The sequence below is a fragment of the Brevibacillus antibioticus genome (assembly GCF_005217615.1).
In the GTDB taxonomy this organism is placed as follows: Bacteria; Bacillota; Bacilli; order Brevibacillales; family Brevibacillaceae; genus Brevibacillus; species Brevibacillus antibioticus.
On record NZ_SZNK01000001.1, the window covers coordinates 5,798,107 to 5,823,851 of the forward strand.

Consider the following 25,745-nt stretch of genomic DNA (forward strand, 5'->3'; position numbering starts at 1 on the left):
GCGAAGGGAGGCAAGCCCAAGTGAGTATAAAAACAGTAGGCGTCATTGGGGCGGGAACGATGGGAGCGGGGATCGCTCTCGTCTGCGCGCGCAAAGGACATCAGGTCATGCTGTTGGATGCAAATCAGGCGGTGCTGGACAAAGCGCTTGTTTATTTGGAATCGATCCTGACAAAAGACGTGGAGAAAAACAAAATCAGCGAGCAAGAAATGACAGAGACGCTAGAGCTGGTCCATCTCGTATCGGAAATAGAGCAGTTGGCAGACTGCGATATCGTTATCGAAGCGGTGCCAGAGCGTCTTGATTTGAAAAAAAGCATTTTCAGTCAGCTTTCTGTGATTTGCAGAGAGGATGCCCTTTTACTAACGAATACTTCCTCCATCTCGATTACAGAGATTGCAGGAGGGCTTTCGCATCCCGAGCGCATTCTCGGATTCCATTTTTTCAATCCGGCACCTGTCATGCCATTGGTTGAGGTGATTCGCGGGAAAAAATCGAGCGAGGAAAATGTGGAGGTGGCGTATCGATTCGCGCAAGAGTTGGGCAAGGTGCCTGTTCTGGTGACGGACACCCCTGGCTTTATCGTCAATCGAATCGCACGGCCTTACTATAATGAAGCATTGCGCGTCCTGGGCGATCATGTGGCAGGTGTGGAGCAGATTGACCGCATCATGAAGCTGGCTGGCGGATTCAAAATGGGACCGTTTGAGCTGCAAGACATGATTGGCATCGACATCAATTTTGCCACGACCAAATCGATCTATACCGACTTCTTCCATGAAGGACGATTTAAGCCTAGTCGGATTCAGCAACAAATGGTTCAATCCGGCAGCTTGGGCAGAAAGACGGGGGAAGGCTTCTATGACTACAACAAATAAGGCTGTATTGCTCGTGGGCACAAGCCCGCTGTACGCAGAGCTGAATCATTTGATGGTAGAAAGAGGCTACCAGGTGCTTTCGCTTGCAGAAGCGATGGCGGAACCGGAGCTGATTGAATTGGCTGTGGAAGTAAATAGCGTCGATATGCAGGCGAAAAAGAGGCAAGTACGCGAGCTGGATGACCTATTGCCGCCAAACGTACCGATCATCACGACTTCGCTCGCGATTACAGCGACAGAGGTAGCTTCTTGGACACAGTATCCTGAACGTGTTTGCGGATTTGGGACGCTCGTACCCTTGATTGAGCGGGAGCTGATCGAGATTGCCCCTGCCTTGCAAACGGAGCTGGATACGATTCAAGCAACAGAAGACTTCTTTCAATCGCTCGGGAAAGAGACGGAAACCGTAAACGACGAGGTAGGTCTCGTGTTCCCGCGCATTTTAACGCTCATTATCAACGAGGCTGTCTTTACGCTGATGGAAAAAACAGCAACAGCTACGGATATCGATATCGCGATGAAAAAAGGCACCAACTACCCATACGGCCCACTTGAATGGGCAGATCGTATCGGCTTGGATGAGATTTTTGCGATATCGAGAGGCTTGCAACGTGATCTGGCCGAGGAGCGTTATCGCACAGCGCCGCTATTACGAAAGCTGGTGCTAGCAGGGCGTGTCGGCGTACGCAGCGGGCAAGGCTTTTACACGTATGAGGACAAAGTGGGTGTAGAGGCATGAGCATGATTAACAAGGAGGTGTACGTAGCAGCAGCAGTACGTACACCGATCGGCAAGCTGGGCGGAAGCCTGAAGAACACCCCCATCGACGACCTGACAGCCATTGTCTTGAATGGAGCGCTTGCGAAGGCAGGACAATCCGGTGAGATTGTTGATGGGGTCATCATGGGGAACGTCATATCGGCCGGACCGTTTATTAACATTGCACGTGTCGGTTTGTTGAGGGCAGGGCTTCCTGACACCATACCTGGACTGACGGTGAATCGGGTGTGTGCATCCGGGCTAGAGGCAGTCAATTTGGCTGCGCAGTCCATTCAGGCAGGACATAGTCAGGTTATGCTGGCTGGCGGTGTAGAGAATTTGACTCGTTCACCCTACATCATGGAAAAATTCGAGCAGCCGTATCAACGCGGGGGACAGACGCTGATCGAGTCTTTTGGCGGACCTCGTTCTGCTCCTGTCTCGCTCTATGGCGATTTGACCATGGGAGATACAGCGGAAAACGTGGCAGAGCAATTCGGCATCAGTCGCGAGGATCAGGATCGTTTTGCAGCAGAGAGCCAGTCTCGGGCTATCAATGCTATCGATGCAGGTCTGTTTCGCGACGAGATCATTCCCATCACGTTAAAAGGAAAAAAAGGGGAAGAGACGCTGTTTGATACGGATGAATTCCCAAGAAGAGATTCCGGTGTGGAGTCATTGTCCAAATTGCGACCTGCCTTCCGAAAAGATGGTAGCGTCACAGCAGGCAACTCCTCCGGTATCAATGACGGCGCAGCGGCCTTGCTCTTGGTGAATGAAGAAACGCTGCAAAAGACAGGCGTCGCTCCTTTGGGGCGCATTGTTCATTTTGTCAGTGCTGGCGTTGATCCGCGCATTATGGGCATTGGTCCGGTCGTCGCGATTCGCAAGCTGCTTGCAGAAACGAACATGACGGTAGAGCAAATCGACCTGTTTGAGTTAAATGAAGCTTTTGCTTCCCAGTCACTCGCTTGCATGAGAGAACTGGGACTAGACCCTCTGAAAACCAATGTAAACGGTGGGGCAATCGCGTTGGGTCATCCACTCGGAATGAGCGGTGCCCGCCTGGCAGGTACGATTCTTTTCGAGCTGAGACGTCGCCGAAAGAAATACGGAATCGTTTCGTTGTGTATAGGCGGCGGGCAAGGATTGGCCACGTTAGTAGAAGCGCTTTAAAAAAAAGCCTTCGTGCATAAGAGGAGTGGAAGAATGAGTACACCTGTCATCATAGATGCTGTGCGCACGCCAATCGGCCGTATTGGTGGTGCGTTGAAGGATGTGCGCCCGGATGACCTGGGCGCATTGGTGATTCAAAAGCTGCTGGAACGTAACTCCATTGATCCGAAAACGATAGATGATGTCATCATGGGCTGTGCCAATCAGGCTGGGGAAGACAACCGCAATGTTGCGCGCATGTCACTTCTGTTGGCGGGATTGCCTGTCGAGGTGCCGGGAGTGACAGTGAACCGCCTGTGCGGTTCAGGTCTGGAGGCTGTGAACCAAAGCGCGAATGCAATCAAAGCCGGTGCAGGTCACGTCTATATCGCGGGCGGGACAGAGAGCATGACACGCTCTCCGCTGGTGATGATGAAGCCTGGCACGGCTTTTCAGCGCGGCAATCAGCAGTTGGTCGATACGACGTTGGGCTGGCGATTGGTTAACGAAAAAATGAAAGAGATGTATCCGCCGATCAGCTTGGGGGAAACAGCGGAGAAGGTAGCGGAGCAATACGGCATAAGCCGTGAAGCGCAGGATGAGTTTGCTTTGCGTAGTCAGCAAAATTACGCACGTGCCTTGGCAGAAGGAAAGTGGGAGGCAGAGATTGTTCCCGTAGAGCTGAAAGGGCGCAAAGGCGAGGTTACGCTGTTTGAACACGATGAGCATGCACGTCCGGAGACGACCATCGAACAGCTCCAAAAGCTGAAACCAGCATTTCAAGCAGATGGCAGCGTCACAGCAGGCAACTCCAGCGGTCTAAACGATGGAGCCTGCGCTCTACTCATCATGGAACAGGAAGCGGCTCTTGCAGTTGGCTTGAAGCCTCGTGCAAGGATTGTCGCATCCGCAGTCGCTGGTGTTGATCCATCCGTGATGGGAATTGGGCCTGTACCTGCTACGCGCAAAGTACTGAAGCAGGCAGGCTTGTCTCTTGCGGAGATAGATTTGTTCGAATTCAACGAGGCTTTTGCGGCGCAGGCAGTGGCAAGTGTACGCGAGCTGGGGGTCAACCCTGATCTGGTCAACGTAAATGGCGGAGCGATTGCTTTGGGCCATCCACTCGGGTGTAGCGGAGCGCGCATCCTTACTACTCTTCTGTATGAAATGGAGCGTCGTGATGCCCGTTACGGGTTGGCCGCGATGTGCATTGGAGTAGGACAGGGAATTGCGACGATTATCGAGCGTGTGTAGCATGGGCAGATAGGGAGGCAGGTACTCTTGATAGATAGACTGCAGCCGGGGACGACGGAAGAATTTACTGTGACAGTGACAAAGGACATGCTGCCTGTTTTTGAAGGCCAAGTCGTGCATCCTGTGATGTCGACAGTCAGCATGATTTATTACATGGAGTGGGCGGGAAGACGCGTCATTTTACCATACCTCGAAGCCGATGAAGAGGGCTCGGGATTTGCTGTAGACATCAAGCATGTCGGCCCAGCAGTGATTGGTCAGGAGGTCACGTTCCGGGCTACCTGTGTGCAGGTTACCGAAAAACGCGTAGTGTGCGAGGTTACGGCGGACACTACGCGTAATCGTGTAGGACTTGGGACGTTCGTCCAAGCCATCTTCAAAAAGGACGAGATCAAGCGTCGTTTTGAGGTCTTGCAAGCAGAGATCAATCGGGAAGTAAATGGGGAATTGTAAATTTAACAGAATAAATTGACTCTTTTAAAATGTTTTACTATAATTACGTTTACATCACGTCATACGATTTTATCGTCATATACTCTCGATCGATTCACGCACTTCCTACAGAATATGGTACAATTTCACACAGCTAATAGGTATGAATCGATTTGGGGGTAGAAGAAACGTGAAGCCACAATCCATGCTTTTTACAATTTACGGGGAATACGTCCGCCATTATGGAAGCGAAATCTGGATTGGTAGTCTGACCAAGCTGATGGGGGAATTCGGACTGTCGGAGCCGGCTGTTCGTGCAGCGATCTCCCGGATGCTTCGCCAAGGCTGGCTGGAATCGCGAAAAGTAGGGAACCGCAGCTACTACTCGGTATCCGAGCGTGGCAAAAAGCGATTGGAAGAGGCAGCGGCACGTATTTATAAGGTCGAGACAGATGTGTGGGACGGCAAGTGGTGCATTGCCAGCTACAACATCCCCGAGGAGCGTAGAGCGCTGCGTGATCAACTGCGCAAGGAGCTGGGCTGGATGGGCTTCGGGATGCTGACGACCAGCACATGGATCAGCCCCAATAACCTTAGTGATCGCGTGAAGGAACTGACGGAAGCGCACGAGATTACAGAATATGTCGAGATTTTTACATCCGAGCATATGGGCTGGAGCAATCCGAAGCAGCTCGTGCAGAAATGCTGGGATATCGATGAAATCAATGAAAAGTACAAGTCCTTCATCGATGCCTACCGAGAAGAATACGAGCAGCTTTCTGCCAAAATGAGCAATGGAGAAGCGGTTCCAGACAGCCATTGCTTCGTGGAAAAGACAAAGCTCGTCCACCAATACCGCAAGTTCTTGTTCATCGATCCTGATTTGCCGCAGGAATTGTTGCCAGAGCTGTGGTTGGGTAAAGAGGCGGATGAGTTGTTCCAAAATTACTACCAGTTATTGAATCCAGGGGCAGTACGATTCTTCGAGACCGTGTATGAAGCTGCGCCATCTGCATAGGCGAAAGCTGCGAAGGAAAGGCCCTAGCACGTCTAGGGTCTTTATTTATCAATTATTTTCCCATTATTTAAAATGTAAGCGTTTTACTTGGGTATGGTTTGGTCGACGAGAAACAAAGGGGGTACAGCACGAATATGACGGAATTGCTGCAGTACGTTGCAAACGGCCTTGTCAGTGGCGGGATTTACGCGATCGTAGCGATTGGTTTCATCACGATTTACAACGTGAGCAAGGTGATTAATCTGGCGCAAGGTGAATTTTTGATGCTGGGCGGAATGGTCACAGTTGCCCTGATTGGCATGAATCTCCCGTATGGATTGGCAGCATTGCTTGCGATCCTCATGGTCACCATGATCGGTGTTTTGATGCAGAAATATGTAATCGCTTACGTCAAAAAAGCTAACCCAATTAGTTTGATTATTTTGACGATAGGGGTATCCACACTAATTCGCGGCATTGCCAGCTTTATTTGGGGAAAAGATGCGTTTGCACTCGAACCGATTACGAGCAATGAGCCGATCTCGATCGGTGGCGTGATGATCGCACAACAAAGTATCTGGATTTTGGCTGCTGTTCTTATCATTCTTTTTCTACTTTGGTACTTGATGGACAAGACGATTCTCGGCAAAAAAATTAATGCCTGTTCGGTCAATCCGATGGCAGCTCGCCTGATGGGGATTAGCCCGACAAAGATGAGTATGCTGGCCTTTGCCATCAGTGGAGCGACAGGAGCGATTGCTGGAATCGTGATCGCGCCGCTTTCCGTAACGTCCTATGATATTGGCGTGCTGCTCGGAATCAAAGGCTTTTCCGCAGCCATTCTTGGCGGACTGGGAAATCCATTGGGTGCAGCCGTAGCTGCCTTTTTACTCGGGATCGTCGAGTCGCTGGGAGCTGGTTACATCAGCTCGGGTATGAAGGACGCGATCGCCTTTCTGGTGTTGATCGGCATGCTGTTGATTAAGCCATCCGGCATCTTTGGAGAACGCAGCGTTGGAAAAGGAGGGCTATGATGAAGCAGATCATTGATAAGTGGGGCAAAAGCATAGGAATCTACCTGTTTTTGCTGATTCTTTTCCCATTCGTTATGCCAGATGAATACTATCGATCCGTCGGAATTATTATCGGTCTTCAAGCAATCGTAACCATTGGGCTATGCCTCGTGATGGGGCTGGCTGGACAAATTTCGCTAGGGCAAGCCTCGTTTTGGGGGATAGGCGCCTATACGTCGGCTGTATTGACGACGAAGTACGGTCTGCCGCCATTTGTTGGACTCATTGCTGCTGCGGTTGTTCCAGGGTTATTCGCCTTTATCCTCGGGCGGGCCATCGCGGGGCTGCAAGGCTACTACCTCGCGATGGCAACTCTCGCATTTGGCTACATCGTCCAGATCGGGATTACGGAATGGGAGTCGGTCACAGGGGGAGCAAACGGGATGATCAGCATTCCACAAATGACTTTCTTCGGTGGAAGCGAGCTGTCCATGTACTTTCTGATTTGGGGAGTCGTCACCTGTGTGCTGCTCTTCTCACTCAATCTCTTGAATTCACGCGTCGGCAGGGCGTTTCGGGCGATTCACAAAAGTGAGATTGCCGCGACCTCGATGGGAATTGATGTCCGCAAGTTCAAGCTGAATGCCTTTGTGGTAAGCGGCATGTTCGCGGGTATTTCCGGTGGCTTGTACGCCCATTACATGGGAATTCTCGATCCGCAGCCGTTCGGGCTGCACGAGTCGATCAAGTTTCTGACGATGGTCGTCATCGGCGGGATGACAAGCATCTGGGGCGCTTTGATCGGGACGATCCTGATTGGTTTTATCAGTGAGGGGCTGGTCCTCTTGAGTGAAGTGGTGCCGGGCTTGCAGGGGGATGTGGACACGATTGTATTCGGTGCGATTCTCGTGCTGTTCATCATGTTCATGCCAGAAGGATTGGTTCCGCGCATTCGGGCTGCTTTCGAAAAAGGGCAGGCGAAAAAGGCAAAGGCCATGGCTGACGAAGCACAGCGAAAGCAGCAGGTGGAAAGGAAGGCTGCAACATGACAACACTTTTGGATGTGCAAAAGCTCTCTCGTGATTTTGGCGGTGTACGGGCAGTGAATCAAGTAGATTTTCAGGTGCGGGAAGGAGAAATCCTCGCGCTGATCGGTCCGAACGGCGCTGGAAAAAGCACCGTGCTCAACATGGTGTCGGGTGTGATCCCGCCTTCGGAAGGTGAGATTCGCTTCAGCAGCCAGCCGTTGATACGTGTGCCAGGCTATGAATATGCCGGATTGGGCATCACGAGAACCTTTCAAAACCTCCAGACCTTTGACGATATGACCGTCTTGGAAAACGTGATGGTCGGCATGCATACCAAGACAAGCGCGAGTCTCTTTTCCTGCGGCATGAATCTGGCAAAATCCCGTAAGGAAGAGAAGCTGATGCAGGAGCAGGCACAGACGTGGATAGAGAATGTAGGACTGGCCGAGGAAGCGTCCTCGCAGGCTGGGAGCTTGCCATACGGGAAGCTGCGGCTGATGGAGATTGCCCGCGCGATGGTAGCCAAGCCGCGGTTGCTCTTGCTGGACGAGCCTGCTGCGGGCCTGAATCATACCGAGACGGCGGAGATGAGCCGCATGTTTTGCGAGATTCGCGACAATGGAACGGCTATTTTGCTAGTGGAGCATGACATGGACATGATCATGACGATTGCGGACCGCATCGTTGTATTGGATCAAGGGTCAAAAATCGCAGAAGGAACCCCGCGTGAGATTCAGGAAAACCCGCGAGTGATTGCGGCGTATCTGGGTGCAGAATGAAGCGCGAAAGAGGTGGACAAACATGGGGAAGGCAGTCCTTACAGTAGACAACATCACGGCTCGCTACGGTCCGGTGGAAGTGCTGCACGGGATTACTCTGCAAGTGAACGAAGGTGAGATCGTCTCTCTATTGGGTGCAAATGGAGCAGGCAAAACGACACTCTTGAACTGTATCTGCGGTCTGCACGGCGACATGGAAGGCAAGATTTGGTTTCGTGGCGCGGACATTACGCGAGTTCCTGCGGAGCTGGTGGTACCTCGGGGCATGGCGCATGTACCGGAGCGCAGACAAATTTTTTCGACGCTGACCGTGGAGGACAATTTGTGGCTGGGTGCTTCGCATCGGATGCCCAAAACGAGTAAAAAGGAAATTGCTAAAGAAATGGAGACGGTGTATGAACGTTTCCCGATTTTGGCAGAGCGGAAATGGCAGCTCGGAGGAACGCTTTCCGGGGGGCAGCAGCAGATGCTCGCCATTGGCAGGGCGCTCTTGTCTCGCCCGCAGCTCCTCTTGTTGGACGAGCCTTCGCTAGGACTAGCTCCGCTGATTGCCAAAGAAATCCTGACGATTGTGCAGGAGATTCGCTCGGAATGGGGCACCACGGTTCTACTAGTCGAGCAAAATGCTCGTGCAGCGCTCGCTATTTCCGACCGGGCATACGTACTCAGTACGGGGACTGTCATGCTGGAAGGGAAGGCAGACGAAATTAGCACTGATCCGCGTGTACAATCCGCTTATTTGGGAAGCTCTCACGAAGCAGTGTAGTAACACTAGCAGTTTGATCTAGATCAACCACATACATGAGGGGGTACATCCATGAAAAAACAAACATTCAAGAAATGGCTATTTCCAGCAGCAGTCGCTTCGCTCGTATTCTTGAGCGCCTGTGGAGGCGGCGCTACGCCAGCAGCGGAATCAGGCACTGGTGGCGCCAGCAAGGACCCGATCAAGGTCGGCGCTATTTTCTCGCTGACTGGTCCGAACAGTCCGCTCGGCGTACCGGAGAAGCAAGCGGTAGAGCTATTGGTAAAAGAAATCAATGGCGCAGGCGGAGTAGATGGCCGACCGTTGGAAGTCATTTTTGAAGACGACAAGTCTGACAATACGGAAGCGGTAAAAGCAATCAAAAAACTCGCTTCGAAAGAAAAGGTCGTAGCCGTCCTCGGTTCCTCAGGCAGTGGTCCGTCTCTCGGGATGGCTGAGTATGCCGCAGCAGAAAAGCTCCCGCTGATCTCGATGGCAGCCGCAGACCAAATCACCAATCCAGTTCGTGCTGGTATCTACAAAACACCGCACACGGACGTACACGGAACGAAGCGTATTTTCAAATATTTGAAGGAAAAAGGTATTACGAAAATTGCTACGCTCAATGACAGCAATCCATACGGAAGTGGCTGGACCACGCAATTGCAAAAACATGCGCCTGAATACGGCATCACGATTGTAGCCGAAGAAAAATACGGCACAAAAGATCCGTCCATGAGCTCCCAATTGACCAAGATCAAAGGGACTGATGCGCAGGCACTGATTGTGGCAGGTACGAACCCAGGACCCGCTACAATTGTGAAGGAAGCCAAGCAACTGAACCTCACTATTCCGATCATTAGCAGCCATGGCTCCGCGAACAGCAAATTCCTCGAATTGATTGGAGACGCAGGCGAGGGTGTCCTGATGGTAGCTGGAAAACTGCTCATTCCTGAACAAGTAGCGGCAGACGATCCGCAATCTGCGATCATCAAAAAATTCGTGGATGGCTATCAAGCTGCCTACAATACACACCCAGACGGCTTCGCGGGATACGGATACGACGGCTTGAATTTGCTCGTGGAAGGCTTGAAGCAAGCAGGCGGTGACACCTCCAAACTGGGTGAAGTATTGGAAAAGGTGAAATACGTAGGGGTAACCGGAGAATTCAAGTTCACGGCTGATGATCATAACGGTCTGACAGAAGATAGCATGATCATGGTTGAGGTGAAGGATGGGAAATTCCAGCTCGTTAAATAAGTGAAACAAGTTCGTTCCCTCCGCGTCGTGAAGAAGAATGCGGAGGGAATCGTTGTTTTCATCACAAGGGTAGGAGGATCATGCATGTCTCAGTTGCTGAATAGCGTCTTAATGGTTGCACCGATTTTACAAAAGGCATTTTTGTCCGAATGTATGGTCGGAGTCACTGACAAAGAGAAGTTTCTCGCCTATTATCCAGCAAAGGGCTTGAACCTGGGGATTCGAGTAGGGGACGAATTGCGCTCGGGGAGCATCAATGCGACAGCTGTAAAAGAGGGCAAGCGGGTCGTGAAGAAGATTTCCAAAGAGATCTACGGCATTCCTTATATTGCAGTCGGTTATCCGCTTGTCGAAAACGGGCAAGTAGTCGGTTGCTTGGCGACAGGCGTGACGACCGATCAAGAGGATCGCTTGCATGGCTTGGCCCAAAACTTGACGGACGCGCTGGAAAATATCGCTCAGCACACAGAAAGTTTGGCAAAGGACGCAGACCATTTGGCACAAGCGAGCCACACGCTGAGTGATGCAGCTGGTCAATTAGGGATGAAAATTGCAGAAACGACCTATATCAACGAATTGATCCGTAATATTTCAACGCGCTCCAATGTACTCGGCTTGAATGCTGTCCTTGAAGCAGCTCGTGCAGGTTCTGCTGGTCGCGGCTTTTCCGTGGTCGCAGAGGAAATCCGTCAGCTTTCCCAGACGACCGCTACTTCAGCGAAGGGTATTTTCAGTCTATTAGATGAAATGAATGCACTCGTAGGGACGGTAACGGGCGAAATGGAGAAGACGATGAATCACAGCATGCAGCAGTCAACGCGAATACAGGAGCTGGACGCAGTCATGCAAGAGCTGCGGCACATGGCCGAGCAGTTGAAAAAGGCAGCAGAAATAACTGGGCGCGGAGAATAGGAGAGTCCTAATGTAAGCGTATTGCAAAAACGTATGACGATATGTTATTATTGCGTTATAAAAACGTATTATAATTTTATCATAATGCATATCTGATAAAAGGAGGGCGTTCTCCATGCAAATGAGGCTCGAACATGCCGATCTGACTGAAAACGAAAAGTTGGAAGCGTTTTTAGCGAGAATCGAACGCGGGGAAAAAATAGAGGCAGACGATTGGATGCCAGACGACTATCGCAACCAGTTGATCAAGCTGATTTCGATGCATGGCATCAGTGAGATCATGGGTGCCTTGCCTGAGAAAGAATGGGTACCAAAGGCGCCGACACTGCGCAGAAAGTTGGCGATTATGGCGAAGGTCCAGGACGAGATGGGGCATGGTCAATTGCTGCTTCGCGTCGCGGAAGACTTGCTTGAGCCATTGGGCAAGACGCGCGAGGATATCATGAACGATTTGTTTTCAAAAAGACTGAAATTTCACAATGTATTCCACATGGAAGCGCCTACCTGGGCTGATGCTGGTGTGATTGGCTGGCTGGTTGACGGAGCGGCTATCATTACGCAAACGATGTCCCTTGATACATCTTATGCACCTTATGCCCGCGCTCTGCATCGGATCTGTGCGGAAGAAAAGTTCCACGCCCAACACGGGGAGAGCATTGTCTTGGAGCTGGCAGAGGGCACCGATGAACAGCGCCAAATGCTGCAAGATGCTATCCATCGCTGGTGGCCAGCGCTCTTGATGTTTTTCGGACCACCGGAAAACGGCAATATAACGAGCAATCAGGAATCCAACATGCGCTACAAGATTCGTACACAGACCAATGAAGAATTGCGCCAAATATTCCTGGAAAAGTATTTGCCGCGTATTTTCCACCTCGGCTTCACAGTGCCAGACGATACGATTTACTTCGACGAGGCAGAAGACAAATGGGTCTACCAACAGCCTGACTGGGAAGAGTTCAAGCAAATCGTCAAGGGGAACGGACCACGCTCCGCTCACCGTCTGAATCTTCGGGTAATGTCTTATGAGGAAACCAAATGGGTGCGCGATGCGATTATGTCGTACGGCCGACAAGTAGGGTAGGTGAATGTGGATGAGCAACGAAAACTTTTTCATATACGAAGTATTTAGCCAAAAAACCGTAAATGCTCCGTTCGTCCAACAGTTCAGTTTGTTGGCACCCAATAAAGAAGTTGCTTTGAGCATGGCGAGGGAGAATTTCCTGCGCCGTGAGCCTTGTTTTAATTTGTGGGTAGTCAAGCGCGACGACATTTTTGGACTGCCGCCAGAGGAGCGTCCTTTCCTGGAAAGACTCGACAACAAGAGCTATCGGGAGACCAAAGGATACGGCGATTTGCAGTCGAGATGGCGCCACCATCGTGAGCAGTACGAAGATAAACAGAAGCATGCAGGCAACGGCAGTTAAGCAGGAGGGATACAATCATGGGCGACCGTTTACATGTAGAAACAGTGGAAGCAGCAAAACAAAACCCGGCATTTGCAAAAGCCTTGACAGACCTGTTGTTCCAGCTTGCTGATGACGATTTTCTATTGGCTTATCGCGGATCGGAATGGCTTGGGCTTGCTCCGCATATTGAAGAAGATGTGGCTTTTTCATCCATGTCTCAGGATATGATGGGCCATGCCGTGATGTTTTATGAAATGCTGGAGCAACTAGGGGTGGGAAAAGCAGACGATCTCGCACAGCTGCGCGAGGCGAAGGCGTTCTCCAATGCGATCTTGGTAGAGCGTAAAAACGGCGAGGGCGAATACAACGATCATCCGCATTACGATTGGGCTTATGCGATTGTTCGCAGCTATGTGTACGGCTTATACAAGCAGGTTCGCTTGGAGGCTCTTACGCAGTCGTCATACGCACCACTCGCGCTGGTCAGTCGCAAAATGATGACAGAGCATCGCTATCATCTGATGCACTGGCAAGTTTGGTTGAAGCAATTGGCGAACAGTACGCCTGATGCGCGTCAGAGGCTTGTGGCAGCCATTGCAGAAGTTTGGAAGGATGCCGGGGAGCTGCCTCATCTAGGACCAAACCAGCTCGATATCGTTCAATTTGGCCTGATTGCAGAAGAAGAGCAACTGAAACAAAAATGGCTGACACTGACCAAAGACATTTTCGAAAAAGCAGGACTTGACTGGCCGGGTGAGCCAGGTGTGCCACAAGAGAGCGGCCGTCACGGTGAACATACTGCTGATCTGGTTCAAGCTTTGGCTACCTTGTCTGAAGTGTATCGCATTGATCCGGCTGCAGGCTGGTAAAAAGGAGTGATTCTCTCATGGCGCAAGAAGAACTGCAACTGCATGAAGGGCTTGAAGCGACATGCTGGGAACTGCTGCAGCAAGTAACGGATCCCGAAATTCCGGTGATCAGCATGGTGGAGATGGGGATGATTCATAAAGTGCGCGTCGAGGCAGACGTCGTACACGTCGAGGTGCTCCCTACCTTTGTCGGCTGTCCGGCACTCGAGATCATGAAGAGGAACATCACAGAAAAGCTGGTGGAGGCAGAAGGAATCAATCAGGTTCAGGTAACGTTCGTTTACGATCCGGCCTGGACATCTGATCGTATTGCTCTGGATGCTCGTGATAAGCTGAAAAGCTTTGGCATCGCGCCGCCACCGCTTGACTTCAAACCGGGAGATACATGGGAAGTGGCCTGTCCCTACTGTGATTCCCCGTATACACGAATGGAAAATTTGTTTGGCCCTGCAGCTTGTCGAAGTATTTTGTATTGCCGGCACTGCAAAAATCCGTTTGAGGCCCTAAAACCAATTTATTGAAAGAGATTGAGAGGAGCGAATGTCATGGGAGAGTACAAGCAAATGTTCATTAATGGAGAATGGGTAACGGCCGAGAGTGGCGAGTCCATTCAGATTACGAATCCTGCTACAGGTGAAACAGTTGGAACAGTAACCTTCGGCGATGGTCGAGATGCCAACAAGGCTATCGACGCTGCTCATCAGGCATTTGCTAGCTGGTCTCGACTGACTGCTCGCGAGCGCGCCAAATATTTGTACAACTTGTCCGAGCTGGTGAAAAACAATCGGGATGAATTGGCGGGCATCATTTCTGCTGAAATGGGCAAGCCTTTGGGCGAGGCAAAAGGCGAAGTGCTGGGTGCCGCTGATAACTTTGTCTGGTACGCAGAAGAAGCCAAGCGTGTCAACGGAGAAACGATCCCATCCTCCGTTGCGAACAAGCGCATCATGGTGCTTCGTCAGCCGGTAGGGGTGGTAGGGGCGATTACCCCGTGGAACTTCCCGGTGAACATGGTTGCACGCAAGATCGCTCCGGCTTTGGCAGCAGGCTGCACGGTGGTTTTAAAGCCAGCAGAAAGCACGCCGCTGTCTGCGATTCGCATGTTTGAGCTGATTGAGCAGGCTGGCTTTCCAAAAGGCGTCGTAAACCTCGTCATTGGAAATCCGGAATCGATTGGGAAGGAATTCATCGACAATCCGAAGCTCTCCAAAATCGGATTTACAGGCTCCACTCGTGTCGGCAAGCTGCTGATGGAAGGCGCGGCGAAGCAAGTGAAGCGCGTCAGCATGGAGCTTGGTGGTCACGCACCGTTCATCGTATTCCCGGATGCCGATCTGGATGCAGCCGTAAAAGGTCTGTTCGAGAGCAAATTCCGCAACTCCGGTCAAATGTGCATTTGTACGAACCGCCTGTATGTCCACGAGGATGTCGCAGATGCGTTTACAGAAAAGCTGGTAGAGCGTCTGAAGCGTGCGAAGGTAGGAGATGGCCGCCAGAAAGAAACTGAGATCGGTCCACTAGTGAACGAGCGTGCTTTGAACAAGGTGCTCGAGCATATCGAGGACGCCAAGGACAAAGGCGGGCAAGTGGTATACGGCGGAAATCGTTTGGTTGAAGGTGATTATGCGAAGGGCTTCTATTGCGAACCGACCTTGATTGCGGGCGTTACAACCGATATGAAAATCTCCTTCGAAGAAACGTTCGGCCCTGTCGTTCCACTCGTGCGTTTTACAGAGGAAGCGGATGTCGTACAGAAAGCAAACGACACACGTTACGGTTTGGCTGCTTATGTATACACCCGCGATAATCAGCGTTGCTTCCGTATGGCTGAGCTCCTCGAATACGGAATCGTTGGGATCAATGACGGATCGCCTACGCAGACACAAGCACCGTTTGGCGGTTTCAAGGAAAGCGGTATCGGTCGTGAGGGTGGCCGCTATGGAATGGATGAGTATTTGGAAACAAAGTTCGTTTCCTTTGGACTGTAAGATATGAAAAGAAAGAAGAGTTCAGACAAGATCTGGACTCTTTTTTCTTTATCATATCGGAAAGGTTTTAAAAGGCATCGATGAACAAATAAAGCTGGTGAGAAGAAAAAGCACAGGTCTCGTAGACCTTGACAAAGCCTGCCCAGTCGGAACTTCAAAAAGGGGACCCGATTGTCGAACACTTCTTCCTTGAGAATCTTCCGCCCGTAGGGTGGCTTTGGCTCGACGGTCCCCTTTTTGAAGTGGAGACGGACAGTCAATCCCCCATTGCGGGCGTGTCAGAGTCGAAGAGAACTGTGCTTTTTCTTCTCCTCCACTATGTTGGTTGAATTGTGTGAAATTTAGGAATTGTTTTGTTCAACAGTTTGTTCATTTTTGTCTTCAAAGAAAAAGGGAATAAACGGTATAATGGAGATTGGATCAAGGGCAACATTTAATAGATAAAAATTGGTATTTCGTATTGACACAAAATGTACATATGACGACGCCCAGCGTATGTGGCAACGTCCAAGATTTTACACTTGGAAGGGAGGGTATAAACTTGGGAAATGTACATCAAATGCACGAGATGTCATCGGCTACCGGATCAGCAACCTTTTCGGATTTATGGAGTCCGGATGTGATGCTTTTGTCGTTGCTCGTGACTACTGCCTACTTTCTCGTAACCGGTCCAATGCATAAACGTTTTGAAAACGCTACACCGGCGACTGGCAAGCAAAGATTGCTTTTTGTGCTGGCAATCGTGTTGTTTTATACCGCACAAGGAAGCCCTATCAGTTATTACGGCCATCATTACATGTTTAGTTTGCACATGCTTCAACAATCGATCTTGTACTTTGCTCTACCACCGCTCATGCTTCTGGCAATGCCTGAATGGCTTTTGGCCAAGATTTTTCGTCCGAAAGCGTTGAAGCTTATCCTAAACTCTTTGACACATCCGTTAGTGGCAGCGCTGTTTTTTAACTCACTGTTTTCGTTTTACCATGTTCCGTTTATTTTTGATGCCGTCGCGATCAACCATGAGTGGATGACGTTTTATCATGTCATTCTCGTGATTGCCGCATTTGCGATGTGGTGGCCGATTGTGAGTCCGTTGTCTGATAACAAGCGACAACTGGCCGGATTGAAAAAACTGTCGTATGTTTTTGCAAACGGTGTCTTGATTACGCCAGCCTGTGCGCTGATTATTTTTGCCTCGGAACCCCTGTATGCTACGTATATAGCTTCTCCACAGCTATTCCAAAGCCTCGACGCGTTTAACGATCAGCGACTTGGCGGAATCATTATGAAGCTAGTACAGGAGCTTGTTTACGGCTGTGTGCTGGCCTATGTCTTCTACCATTGGTACAAGGCAGAGAAGCAGGATGACATGCCAATGGATCAATCTTTTGGTGCTGAAAAGCCGACTTTTTAAATACGCGTGAACAGCAGAAACGTTTGTTGAATGAGGTGAAAAAATGGGGCTCCTATTGCCTACGGTAAGTACGGCTTTTATCGTCATTAGTGGCATTCTCGTTGCGATTGGCTGGTACGCCATTGCGAAAAAACAAGTAGAAAAGCATATGAAGATTATGAAATGGGCTGCGATCTGTGCCACGATCTTTTTTATCACGTACGTTTCCAGAACGGCTTTTATCGGAAACACGCATTTTGGCGGACCAGACAGCATCAAGCCAATCTATCAGACATTCTTGTTCTTCCACATCGTTCTGGCAACAGTCGGTGGTGTGATGGGTCTGATTACACTCAGATACGCTTACACGAAAAACTATGCTTCTCATCGTAAGATTGGTCCTTGGACGTCCATTGTTTGGTTTGTCACTTCCATTACAGGAGCCGTGGTTTATCTGCTGCTGTACTGGATTTATCCAGGTGGCGAGACGTCTGACGTGTTGGATGTAATTTTTGGTAAGTAAGTAGATTTATTGGCATTGGATACAATGTAGGTAGTTATCCAGTCATGATTTGGACGTTCAGATAGAAGGAAACAGGAGGTACAAAACGTGGACCAGCAAATGACCGTGCAGGAATCGCTTGATGCCGATGCTTCTTTGCAGACACAGCCGGTAGCACCTGCTACCTTTCGGGATTACGTACAACTGACAAAGCCTGGCATTACCCTGTCAAACTTGATGACCACTTTTGCTGCTTTATGGTTAGCGTCCTACGGTTATCCGAACTGGAAACTGGCTTTTTTTACCATGCTAGGAACCGCTTTGGTCATTATGTCGGGTGCGGCTTTAAACAATTTCTACGACCGTGATCTGGACAAAAAAATGAAGCGGACGCAACATCGGGCGGTAGCGACCGGAAGAATTTCTGCACGTAACGCGATCCTCTTAGGAATTGGCCTGCTGTTGGCAGGGGTTACTGTGTTGGCTGTATATGCGAATCCATTGGCGGCGGTTTGGGGATTGATTGGCCACATTTTTTACGTGCTGATTTACACGCCGCTGAAACGAGTGACAACTCTGAATACGGTGATTGGCGGTATTTCAGGTGCAGCTCCTCCGGTAATTGGGTGGGTAGCAGTAACAGAGACCATGGACATGACTGCTTGGCTGCTGTTCCTGGTTTTGTTTTTGTGGCAGCCTCCCCATTTTTTGGCGCTGGCCATGCTGAAAACAGAAGAATACCGTGCAGGAAATCTGCCGATGCTACCGGTAGTAAAAGGCTTTGCCGAGACGAAGCGACAAATGGTGTTGTGGGGTTCAGTGTTGTTACCGGCTTCTTTGCTGCTGTTTGTCCATGCTAGTCTAGGCTATGTGTATTTGCTCGTCATGGGTGTAATGGGGATTGTGTACATGGTTCTGCTTTTACAAGGCTTCAAGACCAAGGATGATCTTGCTTGGGCACGCAAACTGTTCGGCTATTCCATTCTTTATTTAACCGTGTTTTGTGCAGCGATCGTCATTAGTACCATGGTTAACTATTATTGACACGAAACACTCACTAAATGTTCACGGAACATCCCTTGCTTAGCAGGGGATGTTTCATTATCGTAAAAGAGGACATAGAACGAGGGGTTGTTTGATCCTCACAAGAAACAGGGTGACTTACTATGGGAAAATGGCTGAAGCCATTAGCTTTTCTTGCTACCTTGATCATGTTTATCGTGATGGTAGCCGGATCGCTTGTTACAAAGACAGATTCAGCACTTGGCTGTGGAAATGACTGGCCACTGTGCAACGGTAAATGGGTTCCGGAATACACGTTGGCATCCATTATTGAATATTCTCATCGCCTGATTACAGGTGTTGCCGGTATTGTTGTCGCGATTTTTTCTGTACTTTGCTGGCGCTATTACAAAGACAACCAAGAAGTTCGCAATCTCGCTATTTTTGGGTTGTTTTTCATCGTAGTGGAGTCCATTCTTGGCGCTTCTGCCGTTATTTGGCCACAGTCCTCATCTGTTTTGGCTCTGCACTTTGGATTCTCCTTGCTTGCTTATACAGGCGTGTTCTTGTTGAGTGTGTTCGTTTATCAACGAGAAAAAACGCAAAGCTTGGTGAAAACGACCGTCTCAAAAGGCTTCCGCAACTGGATGTGGTTCGTCGCCATTTATACGTACGCTGTCGTTTATCTGGGAGCGTATGTCAGACATACGGGTTCAAGTATGGCATGCAGTGACTGGCCACTGTGTCAGGGACAGGTCATCCCAGAGTTGTACGGACAGACAGGTATTCATTTTGCCCACAGAATCGCTGCGATGGTGTTGGGATTCTTGTTGTTGGGGACAATGATTTACTGCATACGTCATTTCAAGGAAAAACGGCGTGACTTGTACGGTGCGAGTATCTTGAGCTTTATTCTTTGCATCGCGCAGGTGTTCAGCGGGGGCTTCGTTATTATTTACAAGCTTCACTTGTACGCTACGCTGACTCACTCCATGATTATCACGATTTTGTTCGGGATCATCTGCTACATGTGCTTGCAGACGTTGAAGTCGCCGACAAATGAAAAGCTGAGAAGATAAGAGAAAGCTGCGCTCCTGATTCGTGGGAGTGCAGCTATTTTTATATTAAGTGGCTGTGGTGGGGGAAGAAGTGCATTTCCAGTCTACGCTTCGGCCTACGCCCCACAAGGGGGATTCACCGTCCGCTCCGAAATAAATGGCGGGAGCGCTTCAAACGTAGAAGTTTCGGAGAAGGATCTCATAAGTGAAGCTGAAATTCCCCGCCATTTATTTCTGCGCTGGGTAGGGCTCCAGAGGCGCTTGGACTGGAAATGCACTTCTTCCAACGCGACTTTCGATAAAACCATTTGCGAGTGGATTCAAAGATGCTTCATGTCCTACTTTCACGATGGTGTAAACGTAGCGGAGCAGATACAAAGCTGTTGGAAAGCCCTGTCACATGTTCGGAAGGAGACCGCCCGAATGCAGAGAGGAAAAAGGCGACTGGAGAACATGTGGCAGGGCTTCGACTCCACCACAACAGTCACGATAGAAGACAGCGAATTTACAAACCGTCAGGCTATTGCCCAGACGGTTTTTCAACATTCAAAGGAGCAAAAACACCATTTTCCCAACGATACATTTGCAATGTAGTCTTAGGCTTGCCCGGCAGTATTTCACCTGTATCAGGATTTAGCTCCTGCTTCGTCATCTTGTACGATTTGATAACTGCCGATCGTCTGGAATAGTTGACCACCCGGTACCGAAACCGTTTCCCGTAGCAGTCCTTCCCATGCCTTGACCAAATGACCTTTGTCTAAATACCACAGATTCGCCTCGTAGACCGATATGCCTGATCCGCCAGTATGCTGGACGGTTTCAAATACTCGTTTTTCTGCGAGCAAACGTGGTTTGGCGTCGTCATTTTTGTCGATCTCGGAGTGATTCACTTCACGCGTATAGTCCCAATGATCCAATTGCAGGCGCGGGGGATTCCATTCCTCTTCTGCGATGAGGGCGTACGTACGATCAGGCTTTTGATCAAGGATGTAAAAATTCCCGATATGTACGCTGCCGTTATGCTTGGCGACAATTTCTAGTTCCGGGTCATCATCGAGATTGACAAGCTGAAAATCAAAGTTGTCGGTAACAATTGGATCTTTGGCTTGCTTGTTAATCCATTCCATTACTTGGGTTCTGGTAGGCTCCTTGGAGGCAAGGGAAGAGGGGGCAGTGAGGACGAGACTGGAGGCGGCAAGTCCTACTGTCAGGGTGAGAAACAGGCGGGAATTACGCAACGGTAACGAGCTCCTTTCCGGGATGAGATCGATCAATGGCGACCTTTTCAGTTGGACGACGAGCAGTCAGGAGTAAAAGTTACGGGGAAGTGGAGTAAATTTCAACCGCGAACGGCGCTGTCTTTTGTTACAATGAAAAGCAAACACATGATCGTGGAGAGTGATAGTAGTCATGCGGATATTGCATACAGCCGACTGGCATTTCGGGAGGCAGCTGGAAGGGCGGGACCGACGGATAGAACAAACAGCTTTTGTGGACGAGCTTTGTCACATCGCTGATGAGCGGGAAGTAGATTTGGTTCTCATTGCTGGAGATGTATACGATTCGGTCAATCCGCCTGCTTGGGCGGAAGAGCTTTTTTATGATGCATTGGAGCGCTTGTCCTCGGAAGGCAGGCGAGGTGTTGTCGTGATCGCGGGGAACCATGACCAGCCTGAGCGGGTGCGAGCAGCAGCGCCGCTTGCCACAAAGCACGGGATCGTTTTGTTGGGGTTACCAAAGGAAGCACCACTGCTGACGCAGGAAGCATCGTCTGATCGCGTGCAAATTGTGCAGGGAGGCCCTTCTTGGCTGGAAATGAAGATTCCTGGCTGCGCTGCGAATGCAGTCATTTTGGCTTTGCCTTATCCTTCTGAATCGCGATTAAAGGAGCTGCTGAGCGAAAGCTTTACCCAGGAGCAGATGCAGCTTGCTTTTTCCGAGCGCATTGCACAATTGCTTGCTGATCTGTCTGTTCATTTTCGCGAGGATACGGTTAACCTGGTCACAAGTCACTTATTTGTCATGGGCGGTAAAGAAACGGATTCCGAGCGACCGATTCAAATTGGGGGAGCGTTGACTGTATCGCCGCAGGCTTTTCCGAAGAACGCTGATTATGTGGCACTCGGCCATCTCCATCGACTGCAAAAGCTCAGTGACAAGCCGTTGGTGCGTTACAGCGGCTCACCGATTTCGTACAGCTTTTCCGAAGCAGGTCAGAGCAAGGCAGTCGTACTCGTCGAGGTGGAGCCAGGGCAAGAAGTGCGTGAGGAGATCATTTATTTGACGAGCGCACGACCATTGGCACGTTGGAGGGCGACAGAGGGAATCGAGCAAGTCGAGCGCTGGTTGGAAGAGGGGCGCGATGCAGGGGCGTGGATTGACTTGGAGCTGCATGTATCTGGCGTGATCGACCCGGCAGAATTTCAGCGTGTCCGCAAGCTATCGGATGATTTCTTGAAAATACAGCGTGTTGTCGTGAGGGAAGATCGTGAGGAGGAAGAGGAACAGCGGGTCGAGCTGACAGAGCTTACGTCCGATCAATTGTTCAAGCGCTTCTATGAACGAAAGAGGGGAGCAGAGCCGGATGAGCAGCTCGTGACCTTGTTCCAGCGTCTATTGGCAGAAAACGGAGGAGAGGGGGAAGAAGAGTGAGACCGATACGATTGAAGCTGGCAGGGATGCACAGCTATCGAGAAATGCAAGAGGTCGATTTCGAAATGCTATGTCAGGCGGGATTGTTTGGGATATTCGGCCCGACTGGAAGCGGGAAATCGACGATCTTGGACGCGATCACACTAGCGTTGTATGGGCAGGTCGTCCGACTGGGCGGGGGTAACCATCCGAAAGAAGTACTGAACCAGCTGGAGCAGCGCATTTTCGTTTCCTTTACCTTTGAGCTGGGGACTGGCGATGAGCGCAAGCAATATACGGTGGAACGGGAATTTGGCCTGGATAAAAAGGGGAACAAGCGACAGCCGGAAGTGAGGTTGATTCAGTCGGGAGCCTTGACCGGAGAGCCGGATGTCGTATTGGAGTCCAAGGCCACGTCCGCGACTGCCGCGATTGAGGCACTGATTGGTCTCACTTTGCAGGACTTTACCCGGGCGGTCGTTTTGCCACAGGGTCAATTTTCCCGATTCTTGACGCTGAAGGGCAGTGAGCGCAATGAGATGCTGCAGCGAATGTTCCGCTTACATATTTATGGGGAAAAGCTGAGTGAGCGGGTACGGCACGCGTTGGAGCAGGTCAAGGAACAGATGCATCGTTTGCAACTGGCGAGTGCAGCTCTGGGTGACGCAGGTCCGGAAGCCTTGGAGCTGGCGAGACAAACGTGGGAGGAAGCTGCGCAAAAAGAGCAGGAATTCACTCAGCAAAAACAGGAGCTAGCCGGGAAGCTCAAGGAGCTGGAGCAGCTTAACCAGTGGCATCAGGAGCTATTGCAAGTCCAGGCCCAACTACAGCAGCAGGAAGCAAATGAAGCGGAAATGGCATCCCTAATGGCGAAGATTCGCGAGTGGGAATCGAGTATTCGACTGTGGCCATTACTCCAGCAATATGAGCGGATGGATCAGGAATGGCATGCGACTGGTACGGCATTGGAACGCAGCCGCGAACAACAGGAGAGTGCTCGTTTGGCTGTAGATGAGGCAGAGCAGGCGTATCAGAAGGTCCATGCCGAGTTGGCTGTACAGGAGCCGTTACTAATTCAGCAAAAGGGCAGGCTGGTACAGGCACAGGAGTGGGAAGAGGAGCTAAAGGCGATCCGGGAAGAGTGGACAGGTCTGGAGCGAGAGTGGAATGAAGTCTCAGTCGCCTTGACCAACATAGAACAACAGCTGGAAAAGGATGAAGCCGAATTAAAAAACTGGGAGCTTGCGTGGGCGGATCTGCAAGAACAGATGAAACAGGTCACGATTTCTCCTGAATGGCGAGCACAAATAGGGGCAGCCAGAGAAGCGAAACAGCAGTGGGAACGGGACCATGCCAAGGTACGTGAGCTGGAAAAAGAACAACTCACTGCACAGGAGCACATTCATGCGGCGACCCATACTGCCGATGAGCACAAGCGCAGCTGGGAAGCGTGTGCGAATCGCTTGGCACAAAAAAGAGAAGAGCTGGCAGCACCAGCCGACTCGGCTTTGATGAGCGAAGCAGAATGGGAGAAAGCAAGAAATGTACTGGCAGACATGAAGCAGGTAGGTCGCCAGTGGCGGGAAGTATTGCAGGCTTTCTCATCCTGGCAGGAGAAGTCGCAACAAATCGTCCAGGAGCGTAAGCAGTTGGATGAGCGCAATCAAGAGCTGACGCGGGCAGTAGAGACAAGCGAAGCACTTGTGAAAAGTCAACTGACCCAGCGAGATGAGCTGCGCCAAGAATGGGAACGCTGGCAGCAGGAAAACATGGCGCGATTTTTGCGCGAACGTTTAGAGGAAGGCAGAGAGTGTCCGGTATGTGGTTCCGAACACCACCCACACGGCCACCAGAACCATACAAAAGCGTCTGAAGCGGGGACGGAGGGTGATGCCCTGCGTGCTCGAATCAAAGCGTCAGAAGAGGCATTGCGTGCGGCTGAACAAGAAGCAGGCAAGACCAAGGAAGCTTGGTTGGCAGCAAAGGGAGCGCTTGCTGCTTTTGATGAGCGCCTAGCAAGCGTAAAGGCTGAACAGGAACAGCTGGAAGCGCGCTTGGAAGCGATCAAGGCAGAGTGTCGCGGGTACGGACAGCCTTGGATCGTGGATTCTTTCGAAGAGCTGATCGCCGTCTATCAGCGCGAGGAAAAAGAACTGATCACCAAGCAAGCGGAAAGAGAGCGGCTAAAAGCAGAGCGTGAGCAATTGCAGCAGCAGCTGGAGACCTTGCGTGAGGAAGAAGCGGAAAAGAAACGCTTGATGGAGCGGAGCACGCTGTTGCTCGAGCAGGCACAGAAGGCAATCCATGACAATAAAGCTCGTTTGGACGCTGCAACCATGCAAGAAAAGCATGCGAGAGAAGAACTGGACGCGAAGCGCAATGAGCTTCCCATCGAGGAAATCGAACAGCGCTACGAGGAAATCGGAAAATCAGATCGCCGTTTAGCAGAGCTGCAGCAGGTTCGATCAGAGAAAGAAACGCTGCGTGGAAAGCTGACGATGCAGGTAGAAGCAGCCAAATCGCGCAAGGTAGAGGGCAAATCGCGGGAAGCGGCGCTAAAGGAAAAGCTTGAAGATAGAAAGCGCATGTGGGAACAAAAGCATGCCCAATGGCTGGAACGCACGGGGGGACTTACTGCGCAGGAGTGTTTGATAAGGGTAGAGGATTCTCTCCTCGGCTTGCGTCAGGCAGTTACGCTGGCAGAGGCAAAGCGCAAAGAGACCGCCGAAGCGCGGGAAACGGTGCAAAACAATCTAGTCAAATATTCGGAGACGCTGGCCATCCTCACGCGGCAACGCACGGAAGCTCACGAGACATTGTACCAAGGCTTGCAGGAAACAGGTCTTGGTACTATTGAGTACGTACGGGAACGGTACGCAGAGCGCGAGCAATTGCCACAGGCACAGGAAAAAGTCGAGGCTTACACGCGAATCGCAGGGCAGCTTCGTTACGAGGAAGAAAGGCTACAGCAAGCAGTAGCAGGCCGTTCGTTTACGCAAGAAGAGCTCACCACTGCAAAAGAGGCGTGGGAGCAATGGGAGCAAGCCTTCCAAGAGGCGCAAAAGCAAGTCGCTGTCGCCAAAGAGCATGTGGATCGCATGGAAAAAAATCATGACAAATGGCAAGAGCTTCACAAAGAGATGGTACAGCAGCAGGATGAGCAGAGCCGCTTGGAAGAGTTGAAAAAGTTGTTTGAAGCCAAGGCGTTTGTCCAGTTCATTGCGGAGGAAAAACTGGTATCAATCGCAAGAGACGCTTCTTATCACTTGAAGCGGATGACCGCCAATCGTTACGGGCTGGAAATCGGCGACGAGGGCGAATTTGTTTTGCGGGATGAGGGAGCTGGAGGAATGCGCCGTCCAGTAAGCACATTGTCTGGCGGGGAAACATTCCTGACCTCCTTGTCGCTGGCTCTTGCCTTGTCGATGGAGATTCAAATGCGTGGCGGACGCTTGGAGTTTTTCTTCCTGGACGAAGGCTTTGGAACACTCGATCCGGAGCTTTTGGAAGTCGTTATGGATGCGCTTGAGCGACTGCGCATGGACGATTTTACCATCGGGGTCATTAGCCACGTCCCGGAAATACGTGTGCGCATGCCGCGTCGTCTGGTCGTGACACCAGCAGAACCGATGGGAAAAGGAAGCATGCTGCATCTGGAAATGGAGTAGGGAAGGGGAAAAA

Annotated in this window: 25 protein-coding genes; 24 read left to right on the forward strand and 1 reads right to left on the reverse strand. The window is 50.7% G+C overall.

The genetic code is table 11. The features are described from left to right. Window positions 1–20: 20 nt before the first annotated feature. From E8L90_RS27855 to E8L90_RS29995, 22 genes are all read left to right on the forward strand, one after another. Window positions 21–878: a 3-hydroxyacyl-CoA dehydrogenase family protein gene (locus E8L90_RS27855; protein WP_137032603.1), complete on the forward strand. Its 858-nt coding sequence runs from the start codon at window positions 21–23 to the stop codon at window positions 876–878. Next, window positions 862–1,617, forward strand: a complete 756-nt coding sequence (locus tag E8L90_RS27860; RefSeq protein ID WP_137032605.1) for a 3-hydroxyacyl-CoA dehydrogenase family protein — start codon at window positions 862–864, stop codon at window positions 1,615–1,617. The genes E8L90_RS27855 and E8L90_RS27860 overlap by 17 nt, the downstream gene beginning before the upstream one ends. Continuing rightward, entirely contained in the window at window positions 1,614–2,813 is a 1,200-nt protein-coding gene (locus E8L90_RS27865) for a thiolase family protein (RefSeq protein ID WP_137032607.1), read from the forward strand. Before E8L90_RS27860 ends, E8L90_RS27865 begins: the two co-directional genes overlap by 4 nt. A 33-nt stretch (window positions 2,814–2,846) precedes the next feature. Next, window positions 2,847–4,046: a thiolase family protein gene (locus E8L90_RS27870; protein WP_137032609.1), complete on the forward strand. Its 1,200-nt coding sequence runs from the start codon at window positions 2,847–2,849 to the stop codon at window positions 4,044–4,046. A 27-nt stretch (window positions 4,047–4,073) separates the two neighbouring features. Beyond that, window positions 4,074–4,499, forward strand: coding sequence for a thioesterase family protein (locus E8L90_RS27875; RefSeq protein ID WP_137032611.1), 426 nt, complete (start codon window positions 4,074–4,076; stop codon window positions 4,497–4,499). A gap of 169 nt (window positions 4,500–4,668) precedes the next feature. Further along, the gene (paaX, locus tag E8L90_RS27880) at window positions 4,669–5,496 is read left to right on the forward strand and encodes a phenylacetic acid degradation operon negative regulatory protein PaaX (protein ID WP_137032612.1); all 828 of its coding nucleotides are present in this window, start codon (window positions 4,669–4,671) and stop codon (window positions 5,494–5,496) included. Between the two features lie 134 nt (window positions 5,497–5,630). After that, entirely contained in the window at window positions 5,631–6,509 is an 879-nt protein-coding gene (locus E8L90_RS27885; protein ID WP_137032614.1) for a branched-chain amino acid ABC transporter permease, read from the forward strand. Next, complete coding sequence (locus E8L90_RS27890; protein WP_137032616.1) at window positions 6,509–7,537, forward strand: branched-chain amino acid ABC transporter permease; 1,029 nt, start codon at window positions 6,509–6,511, stop codon at window positions 7,535–7,537. Before E8L90_RS27885 ends, E8L90_RS27890 begins: the two co-directional genes overlap by 1 nt. Next, complete coding sequence (locus E8L90_RS27895) at window positions 7,534–8,295, forward strand: ABC transporter ATP-binding protein (protein WP_137032618.1); 762 nt, start codon at window positions 7,534–7,536, stop codon at window positions 8,293–8,295. The genes E8L90_RS27890 and E8L90_RS27895 overlap by 4 nt, the downstream gene beginning before the upstream one ends. A 22-nt stretch (window positions 8,296–8,317) precedes the next feature. Beyond that, complete coding sequence (locus tag E8L90_RS27900) at window positions 8,318–9,061, forward strand: ABC transporter ATP-binding protein (RefSeq protein WP_137032620.1); 744 nt, start codon at window positions 8,318–8,320, stop codon at window positions 9,059–9,061. 51 nt (window positions 9,062–9,112) lie between these two features. Further along, window positions 9,113–10,300, forward strand: coding sequence for an ABC transporter substrate-binding protein (locus E8L90_RS27905; protein ID WP_137032622.1), 1,188 nt, complete (start codon window positions 9,113–9,115; stop codon window positions 10,298–10,300). 84 nt (window positions 10,301–10,384) lie between these two features. Beyond that, window positions 10,385–11,212 (forward strand): methyl-accepting chemotaxis protein, encoded by an 828-nt coding sequence (locus E8L90_RS27910; protein ID WP_137032624.1) that lies wholly within the window; start codon window positions 10,385–10,387, stop codon window positions 11,210–11,212. 115 nt (window positions 11,213–11,327) lie between these two features. Then, a complete protein-coding gene (gene paaA / locus E8L90_RS27915) occupies window positions 11,328–12,296 on the forward strand; it encodes a 1,2-phenylacetyl-CoA epoxidase subunit PaaA (protein ID WP_137032626.1) in 969 nt (322 codons plus the stop codon). A 10-nt stretch (window positions 12,297–12,306) separates the two neighbouring features. Continuing rightward, a complete protein-coding gene (gene paaB / locus E8L90_RS27920; protein WP_137032628.1) occupies window positions 12,307–12,639 on the forward strand; it encodes a 1,2-phenylacetyl-CoA epoxidase subunit PaaB in 333 nt (110 codons plus the stop codon). A gap of 17 nt (window positions 12,640–12,656) precedes the next feature. Further along, entirely contained in the window at window positions 12,657–13,490 is an 834-nt protein-coding gene (gene paaC, locus E8L90_RS27925; protein WP_137032630.1) for a 1,2-phenylacetyl-CoA epoxidase subunit PaaC, read from the forward strand. A gap of 17 nt (window positions 13,491–13,507) precedes the next feature. Beyond that, window positions 13,508–14,011, forward strand: a complete 504-nt coding sequence (paaD, locus tag E8L90_RS27930) for a 1,2-phenylacetyl-CoA epoxidase subunit PaaD (RefSeq protein WP_137032632.1) — start codon at window positions 13,508–13,510, stop codon at window positions 14,009–14,011. Between the two features lie 24 nt (window positions 14,012–14,035). Further along, the gene (locus E8L90_RS27935) at window positions 14,036–15,478 is read left to right on the forward strand and encodes an NAD-dependent succinate-semialdehyde dehydrogenase (RefSeq protein ID WP_137032634.1); all 1,443 of its coding nucleotides are present in this window, start codon (window positions 14,036–14,038) and stop codon (window positions 15,476–15,478) included. A 541-nt stretch (window positions 15,479–16,019) separates the two neighbouring features. Then, window positions 16,020–16,892: a cytochrome c oxidase assembly protein gene (locus E8L90_RS27945; RefSeq protein WP_137032635.1), complete on the forward strand. Its 873-nt coding sequence runs from the start codon at window positions 16,020–16,022 to the stop codon at window positions 16,890–16,892. A gap of 43 nt (window positions 16,893–16,935) precedes the next feature. After that, entirely contained in the window at window positions 16,936–17,394 is a 459-nt protein-coding gene (locus E8L90_RS27950) for a DUF420 domain-containing protein (RefSeq protein ID WP_137032637.1), read from the forward strand. 87 nt (window positions 17,395–17,481) lie between these two features. Continuing rightward, the gene (cyoE, locus tag E8L90_RS27955; RefSeq protein ID WP_137032639.1) at window positions 17,482–18,417 is read left to right on the forward strand and encodes a heme o synthase; all 936 of its coding nucleotides are present in this window, start codon (window positions 17,482–17,484) and stop codon (window positions 18,415–18,417) included. A 122-nt stretch (window positions 18,418–18,539) separates the two neighbouring features. After that, the gene (locus E8L90_RS27960) at window positions 18,540–19,454 is read left to right on the forward strand and encodes a COX15/CtaA family protein (RefSeq protein ID WP_137032641.1); all 915 of its coding nucleotides are present in this window, start codon (window positions 18,540–18,542) and stop codon (window positions 19,452–19,454) included. Between the two features lie 402 nt (window positions 19,455–19,856). After that, entirely contained in the window at window positions 19,857–20,027 is a 171-nt protein-coding gene (locus E8L90_RS29995) for a hypothetical protein (RefSeq protein WP_162309020.1), read from the forward strand. Window positions 20,028–20,059: 32 nt separating this feature from the next. On the opposite strand, the gene E8L90_RS27970 is transcribed toward E8L90_RS29995, so the two are convergent. Further along, window positions 20,060–20,671 (reverse strand): hypothetical protein, encoded by a 612-nt coding sequence (locus E8L90_RS27970; RefSeq protein ID WP_244297431.1) that lies wholly within the window; start codon window positions 20,669–20,671, stop codon window positions 20,060–20,062. Between the two features lie 172 nt (window positions 20,672–20,843). Between E8L90_RS27970 and E8L90_RS27975 the strand changes: the two genes are divergently transcribed. Next, window positions 20,844–22,085, forward strand: coding sequence for an exonuclease SbcCD subunit D (locus E8L90_RS27975; protein WP_137032643.1), 1,242 nt, complete (start codon window positions 20,844–20,846; stop codon window positions 22,083–22,085). Then, window positions 22,082–25,732, forward strand: a complete 3,651-nt coding sequence (locus tag E8L90_RS27980) for an AAA family ATPase (RefSeq protein WP_137032645.1) — start codon at window positions 22,082–22,084, stop codon at window positions 25,730–25,732. Before E8L90_RS27975 ends, E8L90_RS27980 begins: the two co-directional genes overlap by 4 nt. The last annotated feature ends 13 nt before the right edge of the window (window positions 25,733–25,745 follow it).

What these genes read in the sequence shown, in the direction of transcription:
- E8L90_RS27885 (WP_137032614.1), top strand. Translation starts at nt 5,631, where the DNA reads ATGACGGAATTGCTGCAGTACGTTGCAAACGGCCTTGTCAGTGGCGGG.
- E8L90_RS27960 (WP_137032641.1), top strand. Translation starts at nt 18,540, where the DNA reads ATGGGAAAATGGCTGAAGCCATTAGCTTTTCTTGCTACCTTGATCATG.
- paaB (WP_137032628.1), top strand. Translation starts at nt 12,307, where the DNA reads ATGAGCAACGAAAACTTTTTCATATACGAAGTATTTAGCCAAAAAACC.
- E8L90_RS27910 (WP_137032624.1), top strand. Translation starts at nt 10,385, where the DNA reads ATGTCTCAGTTGCTGAATAGCGTCTTAATGGTTGCACCGATTTTACAA.
- E8L90_RS27935 (WP_137032634.1), top strand. Translation starts at nt 14,036, where the DNA reads ATGGGAGAGTACAAGCAAATGTTCATTAATGGAGAATGGGTAACGGCC.
- E8L90_RS27870 (WP_137032609.1), top strand. Translation starts at nt 2,847, where the DNA reads ATGAGTACACCTGTCATCATAGATGCTGTGCGCACGCCAATCGGCCGT.
- E8L90_RS27895 (WP_137032618.1), top strand. Translation starts at nt 7,534, where the DNA reads ATGACAACACTTTTGGATGTGCAAAAGCTCTCTCGTGATTTTGGCGGT.
- E8L90_RS27860 (WP_137032605.1), top strand. Translation starts at nt 862, where the DNA reads ATGACTACAACAAATAAGGCTGTATTGCTCGTGGGCACAAGCCCGCTG.
- E8L90_RS27890 (WP_137032616.1), top strand. Translation starts at nt 6,509, where the DNA reads ATGAAGCAGATCATTGATAAGTGGGGCAAAAGCATAGGAATCTACCTG.
- paaD (WP_137032632.1), top strand. Translation starts at nt 13,508, where the DNA reads ATGGCGCAAGAAGAACTGCAACTGCATGAAGGGCTTGAAGCGACATGC.
- E8L90_RS27975 (WP_137032643.1), top strand. Translation starts at nt 20,844, where the DNA reads ATGCGGATATTGCATACAGCCGACTGGCATTTCGGGAGGCAGCTGGAA.
- E8L90_RS29995 (WP_162309020.1), top strand. Translation starts at nt 19,857, where the DNA reads ATGCAGAGAGGAAAAAGGCGACTGGAGAACATGTGGCAGGGCTTCGAC.
- E8L90_RS27905 (WP_137032622.1), top strand. Translation starts at nt 9,113, where the DNA reads ATGAAAAAACAAACATTCAAGAAATGGCTATTTCCAGCAGCAGTCGCT.
- paaC (WP_137032630.1), top strand. Translation starts at nt 12,657, where the DNA reads ATGGGCGACCGTTTACATGTAGAAACAGTGGAAGCAGCAAAACAAAAC.
- E8L90_RS27900 (WP_137032620.1), top strand. Translation starts at nt 8,318, where the DNA reads ATGGGGAAGGCAGTCCTTACAGTAGACAACATCACGGCTCGCTACGGT.
- E8L90_RS27950 (WP_137032637.1), top strand. Translation starts at nt 16,936, where the DNA reads ATGGGGCTCCTATTGCCTACGGTAAGTACGGCTTTTATCGTCATTAGT.
- E8L90_RS27865 (WP_137032607.1), top strand. Translation starts at nt 1,614, where the DNA reads ATGAGCATGATTAACAAGGAGGTGTACGTAGCAGCAGCAGTACGTACA.
- paaA (WP_137032626.1), top strand. Translation starts at nt 11,328, where the DNA reads ATGCAAATGAGGCTCGAACATGCCGATCTGACTGAAAACGAAAAGTTG.